We start from the raw sequence: 17,996 nt of genomic DNA on the forward strand, positions 1-17,996 counted from the left end.
ATTAACTTAAGGAAATGCCCTGATGAACAGTCAAGTAAACGCCAATGTTGTCCACGAATCCGAAGCCCAGCGCCAACACGCCCGGGTGAAAATCCCGGCCAAGCTGCGCTTCTTCGGTGCCGACCGCACGCCCATGGAAGTACGGGTCATCGACCTGTCCGCCGGCGGCCTGGCCTTCAATGCCGCCCAGCAACCGCTGAAGGTCGGCGATGTGCATAAAGCGCGCCTGCAGTTTGTCATCGACAACCTCGGCCTGGCGATGGACGTGGAGCTGTTGATCCGCTCCCACGACCGCCAGACCGGCCGCACCGGCTGCCAGTTCCAGAACCTGGATGCCCAGGATATTTCCACCCTGCGGCACCTGATCACTTCGCACCTGTCCGGCGATATCGTGACCATGGGCGATGTACTGGCGACCCTGCAGCGCGACAACTTCACCAAGGCACGCAAGGTCAAGGACAGCGGCAGCGGCATGAGCGCCTTTGGTCGCCTGCGCGCCGTGACGTTCAGCCTGGCGATCTTCCTGGTGGGCCTGGCGGCATTCGGGTTTGTGTTCAAGTCGGTGTATGGCATGTACTTCGTCAGTCATGCCCAGGCCGGCCTGGTCAGCGTGCCGGGGATGAACGTCACGATGCCCCGCGACGGCACCGTGCAAAGCCTGATCAAAGACAACGGCGTTGCCGCCAAAGGCGCGCCACTGGCGACCTTCAGCACCAGCATGCTGGATGTGCTCAAGGGCCACCTGGACGAAGACCAGCTGCAACCGGCCAAGGTCGAAGAGCTGTTCGGCAAGCAAATGACCGGCACCCTGACCTCCCCTTGCGACTGCATCGTCGCCCAGCAACTGGTGGCCGATGGTCAATACGCGAGCAAGGGTGATGTGATCTTCCAACTGGTGCCGCGCGGCAGCCAGGCGAATGTCGAGGCGCGCTTCTCCTATCGCCAGTTCGGCGACGTGCGCCCAGGCACCCCGGTGAGCTTCCAGGTCGCCGATGAAGAACAGACCCGCACCGGCACCATCGTCAGCAGCACCAGCCTCAACAGCGCCGACCTGTCCTCGGATATCCGCGTGCAGATCAAGCCCGATGCCCCGCTGGACAGCGCCTATGCCGGCCGCCCCGTGGAAGTGACCAGCGACCGTGGTCCGTCCCTGAACTGGCTGATTGATAAAGCCATGGCTGCTGGTTTGTAAGCGAGGATTTGCCTGTGAACCCTATTTCAAGAACAACACAATCCTTGTGGGAGCCCACTTCTGTGGGAGCCGGGCTTGCCCGCGATAGCATCGATTCGGTGCAGCAGATGCACCGCGGCGATGCCATCGCAGGCAAGCCAGCTCCCACAAAAGCTCGCTCCCCCTTGCGACCTGTGGCGCTGCTGGCATTGGCCGTCACACTGGCCGGTTGCGCCGGCCTGCCCGACCAGCGCCTGGCCAATGAAGCCCTCAAGCGGGGCGACACCGCCACCGCCGCGCAGAACTACCAGCAACTGGCAGAGCTGGGCTACAGCGAAGCCCAGGTCGGCCTGGCCGATATCCAGGTCGGCAGCCGTGACCCGGCGCAGATCAAGCAAGCCGAAGCCACCTACCGTGCGGCCGCCGATATTTCGCCCCGCGCCCAGGCCCGTCTCGGTCGTCTGCTGGTGGCCAAGCCCGGCGCCACCGAAGCCGAGCACCGCGAAGCCGAAGGCCTGCTGAAAAAAGCCTTTGCCAATGGCGAAGGCAACACCCTGATCCCGCTGGCCATGCTGTACCTGCAATACCCCCACGATTTCCCCAGCGTCAACGCGCAGCAGCAGATTGATACCTGGCGCTCCGCCGGCTACCCGGAAGCCGGCCTGGCACAGGTGCTGCTGTACCGCACCCAGGGCACCTACGATCAGCACCTGGATGACATCGAAAAAATCTGCAAGGCCGCGCTGAACAGCACCGATATCTGCTACGTCGAACTGGCCACTGTCTACCAGAAGCGCGAGCAACCGGAGCAACAGGCCGAACTGCTCAAGCAGATGGAAGCCGGCTACAGCCGTGGCACCGTCAGCGCCCAGCGGGTCGACAGTGTGGCCCGTGTGCTGGGCGATGCCTCATTGGGCAAGACCGATGAAAAAAGCGCCCAGGCCCTGCTGGAAAAAATCGCCCCTGGCTACCCGGCGTCCTGGGTCAGCCTCGCGCAACTGCTCTACGACTTCCCGGAACTGGGCGACGTCGAGCAGATGATGAAGTACCTCGACAACGGCCGCGCCGCCGACCAGCCCCGCGCCGAGTTGCTGCTGGGCAAGCTCTACTACGAAGGCAAGTGGGTGCCGGCCGATGCCAAGGCCGCCGAAGCCCACTTCCAGAATGCCCAGGGCCGGGAAGTGGCCGCCGATTACTACCTCGGCCAGATCTATCGCCGTGGCTACCTGGGCCAGGTCTACCCGCAAAAAGCCCTGGATCACTTGCTGACGGCGGCGCGCAACGGCCAGAACAGCGCCGACTTCGCTATCGCCCAGCTGTTTTCCCAAGGCAAGGGCACCCAGCCCGACCCGCTCAACGCCTATGTGTTCAGCCAATTGGCGAAGCGCCAGGACACGCCGCAGGCCAATGAACTGGCCGCGCAACTCGAACAACAACTGCCACCCGCCCAGCGCGCCGAGGGCCAGCGCCTGCTGCAACAAGAGCTGGCCGCCCGTGGTGCCTTGAGCCAAAGCACGCTGCAACTGCACGCCCTGCAAGAAGAAGACGGCGAGGAATCCCTATGAAACTCAATCCATTCGTCAAGGCCGGCATTGGCCTGACCTTCGCCCTGCTGTGGTCGTGCCCGACCCTGGCCGCGCTGACCGAAGACAAGAACTTCGGCCTGGACGTGAAAGTCACCGGCCAGTCCGAAGACGACCGCGACCTGGGCACGCAAAAAGGCGGCGACGTCAACGGCATCGGCCTGGATGTGCGCCCGTGGATCTACGGTGAAAGCGGCGCCTGGAGCGCCTACGCCATGGGCCAGGCGGTGGCGTCCAGCGACATCATCGAAACCGACACCCTGCAACAGTCCGATGGCGACACCACCGAGCAATCGAGCAACAAGGACCGCAAGACCAAGAAAAACTACCTGGCCCTGCGTGAGTTCTGGGTCGGCTACAGCGGCTTCACCCCCTACCCCGGCGAGATCCTCAAGCTCGGCCGCCAGCGCCTGCGCAATGATGACGGGCAATGGCGCGACACCAACATCGAAGCGCTGAACTGGACCTTCGACACCACCCTGCTCAAGGCCAATGTCGGCGCCGCCGAACGCTTCAGCGAGTACCGCACCGACCTCAAGGAACTGTCCCCCGAAGACAAGGACCGCCAGCACTTCTACGCCGACGCGGCCTACCAGTGGACCCCGGGCCATTGGGTTGGCGTGCGCGGTCATCACAGCCATGACGACGGCAAGCTCGACTACCCGCAACCGGGCGTGGCCGCCGATTCGCTGGACAAGCGCCAGAACGGCGATCTGACCTGGCTCGGCATTGAGGCCAACAGCGACGCTTACAACTGGCGCAACACCAACACCGTCAACTACTGGGCCAGCGTCACCGGCATGCAGGGCGACCGTAGCAACGTCAACGCGCTGAACGCCGACGGCAGCCGCCCGGCCAACGCCAAGCGCAATACCGATGTGGATGGCTGGGCCACCGACCTGGGGGTGCGCCTGCGCCTCGACCCGCAGTGGCAAGTGGGTGCGGCCTATGCCCGCGCCAGTGCCGACTACGAGCAGAACGGCCTGCAAAGCAACCGCTCGAACTTCACCGGCACCCAATCGCGGATGCATCGTTTTGGCGAGGCGTTTCGCGGCGAGATGAACAATATGCAGTCCATGAGCCTGTTCGGCTCCTGGCAGTTGCGCGATGACTACGACGCCAGCCTGGTCTACCACAAGTTCTGGCGCGTGGACGGCAACAAGCCGGTGGGCAGCAATGGCATCGACGCGGTGCAGAACAACTACGACGACGTCACCGGCGCCGTGCTGTCCAGCGCCTCCCTGCCCCTGGAAGACGGTAAGAAAGACCTTGGCCAGGAGATGGACCTGGTGGTCACCAAGTACTTCAAGAAGGGCCTGCTGCCCGCCGCCCTCAGCCAGTCGATCGACGAACCGTCGGCCCTGGTGCGCTTTCGTGGCGGAGTGTTCAAACCGGGCGACGCCTATGGCAAGCAAGTCGACTCGTACATGCACCGCGCCTTTGTCGATGTGATCTGGCGTTTCTGATGGGAGCCTGCGCAATGAATCCTCACGCCCTCAAAGGCTCGGCCCTGCTCGCTGCGGCAATGCTGCTGGCGTGCGCCCCGGCCTTTGCCAATGTCGAGCCGCAGGTCAAGGCGCCCACCCTCGCCAAGGAACTGCAACAGGCCAAGACCTACACCATCACCAGCCCGCCTACGGCGCCGCTGGAGATGGCCAAACCGCCACTGCCGGACCTCTCGGGCTACACCGCCGAAGCCGTGGCGAAAAAAATCGTGCGCAGCAAGGCCGCCAAGGTCAGCGTGCGCCGGATGATGCAGGAAAACGCCCTCAAGGACTTTATCGGCGGCGACAACAAGATGGCCGAATGGGTGGTGCGCCAGCACGGCATTCCCCAGGCGATCTTTATCGACGACGGCTACATGAACCTCAAGGACCTGCTCAAGAAGGTGCCCAAGCAATACCTGAGCGAAACCTCGCCCGGTGTGTTCCTGGCCAGGCTGCCGATTGTGGTCGGCGAAAAAGGCATCCTCGAAATCGACGGGCAGACCCAGGAATTGCGCCTGTCCCAGGAAGCCGGCTCGTTCCTGGTCAACGACGGCCAGCTGTTTGTGCGCGACACCAAGATCACCGGCTGGCGCGAGAAAACCAACGGCCCGGCGACCTTCCGCTCGCCCACGGAATTCCGCCCGTTCCTGCTGGCCTGGGGCGGTACCCAGACCTATATCGTCAACAGCAAGATGGCCAGCTTCGGCTATGCCAACAGTAAGTCCTACGGCGTGAGTATTTCCCAGTACACGCCGAACATGGCCAAGGTCCTCAAGCGCCCGGAGCCGACCGGCTGGATTGTCGATTCCGAGTTCTCCGACATGTGGTACGGCTTCTACTGCTACGAAACCACCGGTTTTGTGATCAAGGGCAGCACCTACAAAGACAACATCGTCTACGGCATCGACCCCCACGACCGCTCCCACGGCCTGATCATTGCCGACAACACCGTATACGGCACCAAGAAGAAGCACGGCATCATTATTTCCCGTGAAGTCAACGACAGCTTCATCTTCAACAACCGCAGCTACGACAACAAGCTGTCGGGCCTGGTGATCGACCGTAACAGCGTGAACAACCTGATCGCCGACAACGAGATCTACCGCAACCACACCGACGGCATCACCCTCTATGAGAGCGGCGATAACCTGTTGTGGGGCAACAAGGTGATCAGCAACCGTCGCCACGGCATCCGTGTCCGTAACAGCGTGAACATCCGCCTGTACGAGAACCTCGCCATGGCCAACGGCCTGACCGGGGTCTACGGCCATATCAAGGACCTGACCGACACCGACCGCGACATCGCGCTCGATCCGTTCGACACCAAGGTCTCGCTGATCGTGGTTGGCGGCGAGCTGGCGGCCAATGGCAGCGGGCCGCTGTCCATCGACTCGCCGTTGAGCATCGAGCTGTACCGCGTGTCGATGCTCGCGCCGACCAAATCCAGTGGCATCAGCTTCTCCGGCGTTCTAGGTGAGCGCCAGGAAGAGATTCTCGACTTGCTGGTACGCCAGAAAAAAGCCGTGCTGATCGACCCTGTCGAACGCCAGACCCCATTGCAGGACTGAGGATGACCTTTATGCACCCACACATGATCAAGCTACTCAGCCTCTCGGGTTTGACCCTCGGCATCCTGGCCGCCAGCAGCGGCGTGCGCGCCGATGAAGCCCAGGCGCCGAGCTTTACCGCCGAGCCGTGCTGCAACCTGTGCCCCGAGGCCCACGACGCAAAGAACTACACCACCCGCTACCAGCAGAACTTCACCACCCTGGTACAGGCCCAGGGCGACTGGCTGTTCCGTACCCAGGAAGACCTGCGCACCGAATTCGACACCACCCCGGCCGGCTACAAGCGCATGCAGCAACTGCGCGATGCGTTCAAGAGCAAGGGCGTGGAACTGGTGGTGGTCTACCAGCCGACCCGTGGCCTGGTGAACCGCAACAAACTCAACCCGGCAGAGAAAGCCAGCTTCGATTTCGACAAGGCCCTGGGCAACTACAAGAGCATGCTCGGGCGTTTTGCCAAGATGGGCTATGTGGTGCCGGACCTGTCGCCGCTGACCAACGAGCAATTGCCGGACGAACAGCCGGCCCACGACTTCTACTTCCGTGGCGACCAGCACTGGACCCCGTATGGCGCCCAGCGCACCGCCAAAATCGTCGGGGCCAAGGTGCGCGCCATGCCCGAGTTCGCCGGGATCCCCCAGCGTGAATTCGAGACCAACAAGTCCGGGCGCATGGGCAAGACCGGCACCCTGCACAACATGGCCGGGCAGCTGTGCGGCACCAGCTACGCGATCCAGTACATGGACCAGTTCAGCACCGAGCCCAAGGGCGAAGCGGCGGACGGCGACCTGTTCGGCGACTCCGGCAACCCGCAGATCACCCTGGTGGGCACCAGCCACAGTGGCAAGAACTACAACTTCGCCGGCTTCCTGCAACAGGAAATCGGCGCCGACATCCTTAACGTCGCCTTCCCCGGCGGTGGCCTGGAAGGCTCGATGATCCAGTACCTGGGCAGCGAAGAATTCCAGAAGAGCCCACCGAAGATTCTGATCTGGGAATTCTCACCGCTGTATCGCCTCGACCAGGAAACCACCTACCGCCAGATGATGGCCCTGCTCGACAACGGCTGTGAGGGCAAGCCGGCGCAGATGAGCGCCAGCACCACCCTCAAGCCGGGCAAGAACGAGTTGATGGTTAACAGCAAGAACATGGACCTGCGCAACAGCCGTCATCAGGTCGACATTCGCTTCGCCGATCCCTCGGTGAAAACCCTGCAAGCCACCCTCTGGTACATGAACGGGCGCCACGAGGACATCAAGATCGACAAACCCGAAACATCCGAGACAGACGGGCGTTTCGCCTTTGAACTGCGCACCGATGAAGACTGGGCCTCGCAGAACCTGCTGGCCGTGGAAGTGCAGGGCCCCGAAGCGGGCGCTGCGGCGCAGAAAGTCGAAGCGAAAATTTGCACACGCAACGTATTCCCCGCGGGTGGTCAGCAGACTGCTTCCGCCGGGCAATGAGGTTACCTATGCAGAAGTTATTGATTCCAACGTTGCTCGGCCTGGCGATATTTGCCGGCCACGCCAACGCCGCCGCGCCGCTGCGTCCGCCCCAGGGCTACTTCGCGCCGATTGAAGCGTTCAAGACCGGCGACTTCAAGAATGACTGCGACGCCATGCCGACGCCCTACACCGGCTCGCTGCAGTTTCGCAGCAAATACGAAGGCTCCGACAAAGCCCGTTCGACCCTGAATGTGCAGTCGGAAAAAGCCTTTCGCGACAGCACCGCCGACATCACCAAACTGGAAAAAGACACCAGCAAGCGGGTGATGCAGTTCATGCGCGACGGTCGCCCGGAGCAATTGCAGTGCACGCTGAACTGGCTGGTGAGCTGGGCCAAGGCCGATGCGTTGATGTCCAAGGACTTCAACCACACCGGCAAGTCGATGCGCAAATGGGCGTTGGGCAGCATGGCGTCGGCCTATGTGCGCCTGAAGTTCTCCGAGTCGCAACCGCTGGCCAGGCACCCACAGGAATCGCAGTTGATCGAAGCCTGGTTCAACAAACTGGCCGAGCAAGTGGTCAGCGACTGGGACAACCTGCCCCTGGAAAAAACCAACAACCATTCGTACTGGGCCGCCTGGTCGGTGATGGCCACATCCGTCGCCACCAACCGTCGCGACCTGTTCGATTGGGCGGTGAAGGAATACAAGGTCGGTGCCAATCAGGTCGACGCCCAGGGCTACCTGCCCAACGAACTCAAGCGCCAGCAACGGGCCTTGGCCTACCACAACTATGCGCTGCCACCGCTGGCGATGATCGCCAGTTTCGCCCTGGTCAATGGCGTGGATGTACGCCCGGAAAACAACGGCGCACTCAAGCGCCTGGGCGACAAGGTGCTGGCCGGGGTCAAGGATCCGGAACTCTTCGAGCAGAAGAACGGCAAAGAGCAGGACATGCAGGATCTGGAGCAGGACTCGAAATTCGCCTGGCTGGAGCCCTTCTGCACCCTCTACACCTGCGCCCCGGAGGTACTGGAGCGCAAGCACGAGATGCAGCCGTTCAAGACCTTCCGCCTGGGTGGCGACCTGACCAAGGTCTACGACCCGGCACATGAAAAAGGCAGTTAGCCGCTGATCGTTCCCACGCTCCGCGTGGGAATGCAGCACGGGACGCTCTGCGTCCCACAGCGTGACGCAGAGCGTCACAAGAGGCATTCCCACGCAGAGCGTGGGAACGATCGCCCTCCCCGGTTTTCGTGGGGGGTTTGGGGGGGCCGTTGGCCCTTGACTGTTGGTTAAACATGGAGAGATCGGGATGGTTTTCTCGTCCAATGTGTTCCTGTTTCTGTTCTTGCCGATCTTTCTCGGCTTGTACTATTTGAGCGGGCAACGCTATCGCAATCTGCTGCTGCTGATTGCCAGTTATGTGTTCTACGCCTGGTGGCGAGTGGACTTCCTGGCGCTGTTCGCCGCCGTGACCCTGTGGAACTACTGGATCGGCCTCAAGGTCGGTGCCGCAGGCGTGCGCACCAAGCCGGCCCAGCGCTGGCTGCTGCTCGGCGTGGCGGTCGACCTGTGCATCCTCGGCTACTTCAAGTACGCCAACTTCGGCGTCGACAGCATCAACCTGATGATGAAGTCGGCGGGACTGGAGCCGTTTATCCTGACCCACGTGCTGTTGCCGATCGGGATCTCGTTCTACATCTTCGAGTCCATCAGCTACATCATCGACGTGTACCGCGGCGACACCCCGGCCACCCGCAACCTCATCGACTTTGCGGCGTTCGTGGCGATCTTCCCGCACTTGATTGCCGGCCCGGTGCTGCGCTTTCGCGACCTGGCCGACCAGTTCAACAACCGCACCCACACCCTGGATAAATTCTCCGAGGGCTGCACGCGGTTCATGCAGGGCTTTATCAAGAAGGTGTTTATCGCCGACACCCTGGCGGTGGTGGCCGACCATTGCTTTGCCCTGCAAAACCCCACCACCGGCGACGCCTGGCTCGGCGCGCTGGCGTATACCGCGCAGCTGTATTTCGACTTCTCCGGCTACAGCGACATGGCGATCGGTCTGGGCTTGATGATGGGCTTCCGCTTTATGGAAAACTTCAAGCAGCCGTATATCAGCCAGTCGATCACCGAGTTCTGGCGGCGCTGGCATATCAGCCTGTCCACCTGGCTGCGTGACTACCTGTACATCACCCTGGGCGGCAACCGCAAAGGCACGCTGACCACTTATCGCAACCTGTTCCTGACCATGCTGCTCGGTGGCCTGTGGCACGGCGCGAACATCACCTACATCGTCTGGGGCGCCTGGCACGGCATGTGGCTGGCGATTGAAAAAGCCATCGGCCTCAACACCTCGCCACGTAGCTTCAACCCGGTGCGCTGGGCCTTCACCTTCCTGCTGGTGGTGATGGGCTGGGTGATCTTCCGTGCCGAAAACCTGCACGTCGCCGGGCGCATGTACGGCGCGATGTTCAGCTTTGGCGAGTGGTCGCTGTCGGAACTCAACCGCGCCAACCTGACGGGCCTGCAAGTGGCAACCATGGTGGTGGCCTACGCCACGCTGGCGTTCTTCGGCCTGCGCGACTTCTACAACAATCGCCCGGCCGACAAGGCCAAGCCGGCTGATCCGAGCCTGATCAAGGCAGTGCCTGGCGACACCCCCGGCAGCATCCAGGAGCCCGGTTTCAGCGTCGGCAGCAACGCCGCCGTGCAACCGGCCTACTGGACCGCCGACTGGCCCCGCTATGCCATGCGCGCGGTGATCCTGCTGCTGTTTGTGGCTTCGATTCTGAAACTCTCGGCGCAAAGCTTCTCGCCGTTCCTTTACTTCCAGTTCTGAGGGAGCCGACCATGACCCGTTCATTCCGCATCCTCTACGCCGCGCTGTTCATGGCCCTGCTTATGGCCCTGGGCGCGTGGTCGGTGCGCAGTTTCTTCGGTTTCAATACCAACGCCGAGGCCACCGTGCTCAACGGGCGCTGGGCCAAGGCCGTCGAGACCCATTACGACGACGAGTTCCCGATCAAGCGCCTGGGCACCAACCTCTGGGCCGCCCTGGACTACAAGCTGTTCAACGAAGGCCGTCCCGGCGTGGTGCTGGGTCGCGATCACTGGTTGTACAGCGACGAGGAGTTCAACCCCGCCGTCAACGAAGAGCAGAACCTGCAAGACAACTACGCCCTGGTCGAAGGCGTGCGCCAGACCCTCAAGGCCAAGGGCGTGCAGTTGGTGATGGCGATTGTCCCGGCCAAGGTGCGCCTGTACCCGGAGCATCTGGGTGAAGTGCAACCGGCGAGCATTCATGCCGGGCTTTATCAGGACTTCCATGCGCGGGTTGCCGCTGACAAGATCCTCGCCCCCGACCTGCTGGGCCCGCTGCAACAGGCCAAGCTCCACGGCCAGCAGGTGTTCCTGCGCACCGACACCCACTGGACCCCGGATGGCGCCGAAGTCGCCGCCAAGCAGCTGGCCAGGACCATCAACGCCAAGACCCTGCTCAGCGGCGAGCCCCAGCGCTTTGTCACCGACGCCGAGGGCATCGCCCCCCACAGCGGTGACTTGCGCCTGTTCCTGCCCCTGGACCCATTGTTCGAAAACCTGATGCCGCCCAAGGAGCCCCTGCAAAAACGCGTGACCCACGCAGTGCAGGCCCAGGCCGCAGGCGACGACGCGCTGTTTGCCGACAGCGAGATGCCGGTGGCCCTGGTGGGCACCAGCTACAGCGCCAACCCCAACTGGAACTTCGTCGGCGCCCTGAAGCAAGCCCTGGGCAGCGAAGTGGTGAACTACTCCGAAGACGGCCACGGCCCGATCCTGCCGATGCTCAGCTACCTGAAAAGCGATGACTTCAAGAACAGCCCGCCGCAAGTGCTGATCTGGGAGTTTCCGGAACGCTATCTGCCGGTGAACAACGAAATCGGCGAGGCCGACCCCGAGTGGGTCGCGCAGCTCAAACAAGCCGGTACGCGCCAACAGAACATGGCAAGCAACACCCCAGTTAAAACCGAAAAATCCGAGACGCCCGACCGGGCGCAAAACTGAAAGAGAGGTAACTCACATGACTTTCACTACTACTCCGCGTCGTCTCGCCAAGACTCTGGCCCTGGCCGCCGGCATGAGCTTCGTATCCATGTCCGCGTTCGCAGGCGACGCCGCCCTCTATAGCCCCGTCGCACCGAAAGGCTCGAGCTTCGTGCGCCTGTTCAACGCCAGCAACCAGGAAGTCAGCGCCAGCGTCGGCAACACGGCGTTGAGCGATGTGGCACCGCTGGCCAGCAGTGACTTCAGCTTCCTGCCGGGCGGCGACTACAGCGCCAAGGTCGGTAGCCAGAACGTCACGGTCAAACTGGCCGCCGATCACTATTACACCCTGGTCAACAGCGCCAGCGGCCAGCCGCAACTGATCGAAGAACCGCCGTTCAAGAACAAGCAGAAATCCCTGGTGCGCGTGCAGAACCTCAGCGACAAGGCCCTGACCCTGAAAACCGCCGACGGCAAGACCGATGTGGTCAAGGCCGTGGCCGCCAAGGGCCGTGGCGAGCGCGAGATCAACCCGGTGAAGGTCAGCCTGGCGCTGTACGACGGTGACAAGAAGGTTGGCGATGTGAAGCCGGTGGCCCTGGAACGTGGTGAGGCGGCGGTGCTGTATGTCACCGGCTCCGGCAGCAACCTGTCGCCAGTGTGGGTCAAGCGCCCCGTGTCGACCCGTTGATGATTTCCCTGAGTTGAGACGCCCCCTTGTGGGAGCTGGTTTGCCTGCTCCCACACTGTCCGCGTGTCGACTCAGGACCGAGACAAAAACAAGAGTGAAACGACAAACCTTCGTAGCTCTGACCCAAATCGATTCAAGGAGAAACACATGATCCCAGTAATCCTTTCCGGTGGTAGCGGCTCACGTCTTTGGCCGCTTTCCCGTAAACAGTTTCCTAAACAGTTCCTGGCCCTGACCGGCGAGCACACGCTGTTCCAGCAAACCCTCGAGCGCCTGGTGTTCGAAGGCATGGACGCACCGATCATCGTCTGCAACAAAGACCACCGTTTTATCGTCAATGAGCAACTGAGCACTCGCAAGCTCGACAGCCAGCGCATCCTGATGGAACCGTTTGGCCGCAACACCGCGCCGGCCGTGGCCCTGACCGCGATGATGCTGGTCAATGAAGGCCGCGATGAACTGATGCTGGTCTTGCCAGCCGACCATGTGCTGGATGACCAGAAAGCCCTGCAACGCGCCCTGGCCCTGGCCACCGTGGCGGCCGAGCGTGGCGAGATGGTGTTGTTCGGTGTACCGGCCACCCGTCCGGAAACCGGCTACGGCTATATCAAGTCCACCAACGATTCGCTGCTGCCCGAAGGTGTCAGCCGGGTGCAGCAGTTCGTCGAGAAGCCGGATGAAAAACGCGCCGTCGAGTTCGTCAAAAGCGGCGGTTATTTCTGGAACAGCGGGATGTTCCTGTTCCGCGCCAGCCGCTTCCTCGAAGAGCTGAAAAAGCACGACCCGGACATCTACGACACCTGCGTGCTGACCCTGGAACGCAGCGAACACACCACCGACACCGTGACCTTCGACGAAGCCACGTTCGCCTGCTGCCCGGACAATTCCATCGACTACGCGGTGATGGAAAAAACCCAGCGCGCCTGCGTGGTGCCGCTGAGTGCCGGCTGGAGCGACGTGGGTTGCTGGGCCTCGTTGTGGGCGGTCAATGACAAAGACGCCAACGGCAACGTGACCAAGGGTGACGTGGTGATCCAGGACAGCAAGAACTGCATGATCCACGGCAACGGCAAGCTGGTGTCGGTGATCGGCCTGGAAAACATCGTGGTCGTGGAAACCAAGGACGCGATGATGATTGCCCACAAGGACAAGGTCCAGGGCGTCAAGCAGATGGTCAACACCCTGAACGAACAGGGGCGCAGCGAGACCCAGAACCACTGCGAGGTCTACCGTCCGTGGGGCTCCTACGACTCGGTGGACATGGGCGGGCGTTTCCAGGTCAAGCACATCTCGGTCAAGCCGGGCGCGTGCCTGTCGCTGCAGATGCACCACCACCGCGCCGAACACTGGATCGTGGTCAGCGGCACCGCCGAAGTGACGTGCGACGAGAATGTGTTCCTGCTCTGCGAGAACCAGTCCACCTACATCCCGATTGCCTCGGTGCACCGCCTGCGCAACCCGGGCAAGATCCCGTTGGAGATCATCGAAGTGCAATCGGGCAGCTACCTGGGCGAAGACGATATCGAGCGGTTTGAAGATATCTACGGGCGCTCGACTCCCGTCGAGCGTGGTGTGTCAGTGAAAACCATCGCGCAGTAACACCGCAAAACAAAAAGCCCTCGCCCAGCCCGTTGCGTCCCCTATCCGCAATGGGCTGGGCGGGGGCTTTTTCTGATCGGGCCACTTTGCAGATTGGCAGCGATCACCCACTCAGCGTTGTTCCCTTCACTCGAAATAGTCCTTGAAATTGTTCGGCCCCAAATACAGAAAGTTCGACGGCGTCAGCTTGATTTCTTTGGCCATCTTGAGCTCGACGAACTGGCTGCCGGCCGTGACCGGGCCTAAATCCGTGGGCACCTGGTCAGAGCTGAAGATCACCATATAGTCGCCACTGCCCACATAGCGTTCATTCCCTAAAAACAACAGGTTCTCAACGTTCTCGCTGTTAAATTGCTGGCCTGGGGGGTTAACGTACACACCGCCCTTTGAACCCGCACGCCTTTCACCACGCGCCAGATCATTGATGCTTCGCTCGCGAGCGATCGCTTCTGCGCCGGCCTTGCTGGTGTAGTGAATGTAAACCGGCTTGCCGTTGTAAGTGCCCGAATCCACTATCGACTGCCAATCCTGATGATTGGCCAAGGGTTGATTGGTTGCTGAGCTTGATGCCAGCGGGCCTTGCCCGGCAGGCTGCTCGCGGGCAGCGTTGACCCCCTTGCCTTTTCTATTGCCCCCGAGCATCTTGCTCGCGCGCCATTGGTTATCGGCACCTGTTTCAACGGTCAGTACGGGTTTACCGGTCTGGGGATCAATAATCTGGACATAGCCGTCACTGAGTTTGAAATCACCTTTAATCTCATACGTCTTGGCGATACCGGACTGATCGGTGTAACGGATAAACCAACGATCTAGCCCCGCCTCGTTCTTGTACTGATAAATCCCTCTAGCATTGACTGTGCTCTTGGCCAGTAATGATTCGCCATCGGCAATGGCGTAGGCGCTGATGTTGTCCGTTTGTGACGGTTGCAGGCGATTGGGCACATCGGCATCAACGCCTGGAGAGTCAGGCGCCGGTTCGGACGCGGACTCCACGGAGGGCTCAGGGGCTAGCGGTTCTTCTTTGGGCAGCGCAAAGGGATCCGCGGCATTTGAGCTGAGACCGGCAGAGGAGAACAAGGTGTTGATCATGCCATCGAATGACTTCGACGCCCCGTCATGACGTTCAGCCTGGGTGTCGCCCGAAATCTCTTTTTCGGTGCCCAATACCACTTCCGTGAGACTTGTGATGACGGCAGCGGCGGCGACCGGAGCAGCCAGCGGGGCCAGTTTGACCAGCAGTTCTGCGCCGACCGAAATGTCGTTGAGCCAGGTGTCACGGGTGACCTCGCTGTTGGATTTGATCGCGGTGTCTGCGTCGTTCCTCATACGCTGCTGGCCACTGTCCGCCATGTGACTGAACACATCGCCCTTGATCGCGATATTGCTGCGGTCAATGACGTTGCCCTCCTGGCTGCTGACGCTATCCGTACTGAGGTATTCCAGGGATGAATCGACGCCGTTTTTTGGCCGTATCTCAGAGATCAGGGAACCCAGCGGCACGATTGCATTAAAGAATGCGGTCCCAAAACCACCGGACTCACTGTTCTGCCGATCAGCCAACGAGAAGTGCGACTCCAGGGCTTTGCGCGTCTGGGGCGTCTTGCCTTGATCGCTGACCCATTGATCCATTTTTTCCAGTGAGGCGAATTTCAGAAAGGCTGGCTTGGCGTCAGGAATATAGAGAATTTGCACGCCGTCCAGGCGCCCGCTGGCATCCTTCTGGAGCCCCTCTGCGGGCAGGGTAAAACGCAAAATATCACTGGACTGAAAGCCATTGATATCAAATGCATGAACCTGGACATCGCCGGTTACCGGGGAGGTTGCCTGCAGTTTCTCCACGGTCATGGGCTGGTCTTCGGCTATTTCTGCACCGGTAACCGCCTTCATCAGCCGTCTATAGTCACTCCTGGTGAGCTGATGCTCGGGCGGCTGCAGCGCACGTTCGGCCGGTAACTTCGCCTCCTGGGCCTTGAGTTGCTCGCCTGCCCTATAGATGAATATGCCTTTCTGGACTGTGCGGTAGCCATCGGCGTGGTCTTTCCAGAAGCTGTCGATTTTTGCCGACATGGTCGTCTGGAAGTCGGATTTCCAAAGGGCCTTCATAAAGGCCGAAGGCGCCAGGGGGATTTCGTTGTGGGCGCCATAGCCTGCTTTGGCGCTTTGTCCGGGGCCGTCTTTATACAAGCCCGCTTCCGAGTCCAGAGTGCCGGGAATCCCGTCGTACTCGGAAAAGTTCTTCAACACGGCGTCAGTCAAACTGATGGATGACGTGGGTTCTTCCTTCATGTGTTCCCAACCGGTAGCGGTTTGCCCTGATTGCGAACTGTTAAAACGATTCAAATAAGTCTTGTCGGCGTCTACATGGATTCCGGTCAACCCGAACACAATTTCTTCTGCACGCTTTTTGGCTTCTTTGCGCACATCTGGAAACGCCACGGCCGTGTCCAACACAATCTTTTTGAATTTGGTTTTTTCGACATTGGCCTTGGCGGCTCGCTCGGTAATGACTGCGTAGGCATTCGAGGGACTTGTCGGTGCCAGGGCAGACACAGTCTGCCTGAGTTGGATGAGCCCCTCTCGGTTTTGCGGAATGCTCCAGCCATTGGCGGTGATGTATTGCGCAAGGCTGACTTCCATGGTCGGGCCTGGGTGTTGCGCATCGGGAGCCAATTGTATTTTGGCGGCTTGCAAGGCCGGGAGAATATGCTCATTGGATATACGGCCCGTTGCAAGGCCTTGCTCCAAGCCTGCCAGGGTCAGTATCAGCGCGTTACGGTTGTCCAGGGCACTGTTGCCGGCGACGGTGGTGGCTTGGGGATTGGAGGCCGACTTCATTGGGCTGCTCTCATCGTCAGAAGCGAAGGAGCGGTAGGCTGGAACAGCAAAATTTTGTACGGATAAGGTCATGGCGTTGTTCTCGGCACGTATAAAAAAAGCTCACAGAACAACGACCGTCAGTCTGTGGCTGTATATAGGTGTGTGAAGCGAACACCCCCCTTGATTCCAGCGCGAAGGTTACGTGGAGTGTCCGTTCGGGGGTGACCGCAACCCGATAGGCAACCGCATGCTGTCAACGGTACGATGGTTCATCCACCCACGAGGCTGTCCCCATGTTATTCGGCGTTCTGCTCATCATCACCTGGCTGGTCCTACTCCTGCGCTACCCGGCCAAGGCATTGCCGGTTTCCCTCGCCGCAGCAGTGGGTTTGGGCTTCGTGGCGATATGGGTGGTCTGGCTGGACAACCGCGAAGCCTCGCAACTGGCGCGCCTGGAACTGCGCATCCACTATGCCCCCGATCAGTGCCCCGCCGACCGCCCCTTGCAGCTCAAGCTCAACAACGGCAACGACGTCCCCCTGACCGAACTGCGCTGGCGCGTCGCCGCCTACGCACCAGGCGATACGGTGAACCTGGCGGACAACGTCTATGCTGCCCCGCGTTATCGCGGCCCCGGCGAACTGCAGGCCGGCGCCACCTGGGAAGACTGTCTGCCGGTGCCGCCCCTGCGCCCCGGCTACCGCCCGCAAACCCTGGAGTTTCGCGCCGAACACCTGCAAGGCAGCTTCTCCGACTAACCACTACCAAGGATTGCCCCATGCCTAACGTGCTTATCACCGGTTGCTCCAGCGGCATCGGCCGTGCCCTGGCCGATGCCTTCAAAGTCGCCGGCTATGACGTATGGGCCAGCGCCCGCCGTCCCGAAGACGTCGCGGCCCTCGCATCTGCCGGTTTCAAGGCCGTGCAACTGGACGTCAACGATGGCGCGGCCCTGGCGCAATTGGCCGGACAGGTGGGCGAGCTGGATGTGTTGATCAACAACGCCGGCTACGGCGCCATGGGCCCGCTGCTCGATGGTGGCACCGAGGCCCTGCAGCGCCAGTTCGAGACCAACGTGTTCGCCATCGTCGGCGTGACCCAGGCGCTGTTCCCCGCCCTGCGCGCGCGCAAAGGGCTGGTGGTGAATATCGGCAGCGTTTCCGGGGTGCTGGTCACGCCGTTTGCCGGCGCCTACTGCGCCTCCAAGGCCGCCGTGCATGCCTTGAGCGATGCCTTGCGCATGGAACTCGCACCGTTTGGCGTGCGAGTCATGGAAGTGCAGCCGGGGGCGATCAATACCCACTTTGCCAAGAACGCCGGCACCCAGGCCGAATTGCTGATCAATGAACAATCGCCGTGGTGGCCACTGCGCGAAAGCATCCGTGCCCGCTCCCAGGCCTCCCAGGACAAACCGACCCCGGCCAGCACCTTTGCGGCGGATGTGCTCAAGGCCGTGCAACAGAGTGAACCACCGCGCCTGCTGCGTTCGGGGAATGGCAGCCGGGCGTTGCCGTTGATGGCGGCGCTGCTGCCCAAGGGGTTGTTGGAGACGGTGTTGAAGAAGCGATTTGGGCTGGGTGGAGCACTTTGATCACCGTGGCGAGCGGACT

13 protein-coding genes are annotated in these 17,996 nt (G+C 61.3%); 12 read left to right on the top strand and 1 reads right to left on the bottom strand.

Annotated elements, in window-relative coordinates; all coding sequences use genetic code 11:
- The first annotated feature begins 22 nt into the window (after nt 1-22).
- From PSH73_RS21205 to PSH73_RS21250, 10 genes are all read left to right on the top strand, one after another.
- Nucleotides 23-1,192, top strand: coding sequence for an alginate biosynthesis protein Alg44 (locus PSH73_RS21205; RefSeq protein ID WP_029297907.1), 1,170 nt, complete (start codon nt 23-25; stop codon nt 1,190-1,192).
- 107 nt (nt 1,193-1,299) lie between these two features.
- Nucleotides 1,300-2,736 (top strand): alginate biosynthesis TPR repeat lipoprotein AlgK, encoded by a 1,437-nt coding sequence (gene algK, locus PSH73_RS21210; protein ID WP_120734470.1) that lies wholly within the window; start codon nt 1,300-1,302, stop codon nt 2,734-2,736.
- Nucleotides 2,733-4,220 carry an alginate export family protein gene (locus PSH73_RS21215; protein ID WP_305461317.1) on the top strand — a complete coding sequence of 496 codons (1,488 nt, stop codon included), beginning with the start codon at nt 2,733-2,735 and terminating at the stop codon, nt 4,218-4,220. The genes algK and PSH73_RS21215 overlap by 4 nt, the downstream gene beginning before the upstream one ends.
- Entirely contained in the window at nt 4,220-5,809 is a 1,590-nt protein-coding gene (algG, locus tag PSH73_RS21220; RefSeq protein WP_305461319.1) for a mannuronan 5-epimerase AlgG, read from the top strand. The genes PSH73_RS21215 and algG overlap by 1 nt, the downstream gene beginning before the upstream one ends.
- A gap of 11 nt (nt 5,810-5,820) precedes the next feature.
- Nucleotides 5,821-7,269: an alginate O-acetyltransferase gene (locus PSH73_RS21225; RefSeq protein WP_120734471.1), complete on the top strand. Its 1,449-nt coding sequence runs from the start codon at nt 5,821-5,823 to the stop codon at nt 7,267-7,269.
- Between the two features lie 8 nt (nt 7,270-7,277).
- A complete protein-coding gene (locus PSH73_RS21230) occupies nt 7,278-8,378 on the top strand; it encodes a mannuronate-specific alginate lyase (protein ID WP_120734119.1) in 1,101 nt (366 codons plus the stop codon).
- A 187-nt stretch (nt 8,379-8,565) separates the two neighbouring features.
- Nucleotides 8,566-10,098 carry an MBOAT family protein gene (locus PSH73_RS21235; RefSeq protein WP_057438220.1) on the top strand — a complete coding sequence of 511 codons (1,533 nt, stop codon included), beginning with the start codon at nt 8,566-8,568 and terminating at the stop codon, nt 10,096-10,098.
- 11 nt (nt 10,099-10,109) lie between these two features.
- Nucleotides 10,110-11,300 (top strand): alginate O-acetyltransferase, encoded by a 1,191-nt coding sequence (locus PSH73_RS21240; RefSeq protein WP_057958524.1) that lies wholly within the window; start codon nt 10,110-10,112, stop codon nt 11,298-11,300.
- Between the two features lie 16 nt (nt 11,301-11,316).
- Nucleotides 11,317-11,970 carry an alginate O-acetyltransferase AlgF gene (locus PSH73_RS21245; RefSeq protein WP_305461321.1) on the top strand — a complete coding sequence of 218 codons (654 nt, stop codon included), beginning with the start codon at nt 11,317-11,319 and terminating at the stop codon, nt 11,968-11,970.
- A 147-nt stretch (nt 11,971-12,117) separates the two neighbouring features.
- Complete coding sequence (locus tag PSH73_RS21250; RefSeq protein WP_198818000.1) at nt 12,118-13,569, top strand: mannose-1-phosphate guanylyltransferase/mannose-6-phosphate isomerase; 1,452 nt, start codon at nt 12,118-12,120, stop codon at nt 13,567-13,569.
- Nucleotides 13,570-13,695: 126 nt separating this feature from the next.
- Here PSH73_RS21250 and PSH73_RS21255 read toward each other — a convergent pair whose 3' ends face one another.
- Nucleotides 13,696-16,476 carry a dermonecrotic toxin domain-containing protein gene (locus tag PSH73_RS21255; RefSeq protein ID WP_305461324.1) on the bottom strand — a complete coding sequence of 927 codons (2,781 nt, stop codon included), beginning with the start codon at nt 16,474-16,476 and terminating at the stop codon, nt 13,696-13,698.
- 203 nt (nt 16,477-16,679) lie between these two features.
- On the opposite strand from PSH73_RS21255, the gene PSH73_RS21260 reads away from it, so the two are divergent.
- Nucleotides 16,680-17,144, top strand: a complete 465-nt coding sequence (locus PSH73_RS21260) for a multidrug transporter (protein WP_305461326.1) — start codon at nt 16,680-16,682, stop codon at nt 17,142-17,144.
- Nucleotides 17,145-17,164: 20 nt separating this feature from the next.
- A complete protein-coding gene (locus tag PSH73_RS21265) occupies nt 17,165-17,977 on the top strand; it encodes an SDR family oxidoreductase (protein ID WP_057438210.1) in 813 nt (270 codons plus the stop codon).
- Nucleotides 17,978-17,996: the final 19 nt, after the last annotated feature.

Origin of the sequence: Pseudomonas sp. FP2294 (assembly GCF_030687625.1) — a bacterium.
Taxonomy (GTDB): domain Bacteria; phylum Pseudomonadota; class Gammaproteobacteria; order Pseudomonadales; family Pseudomonadaceae; genus Aquipseudomonas; species Aquipseudomonas shahriarae.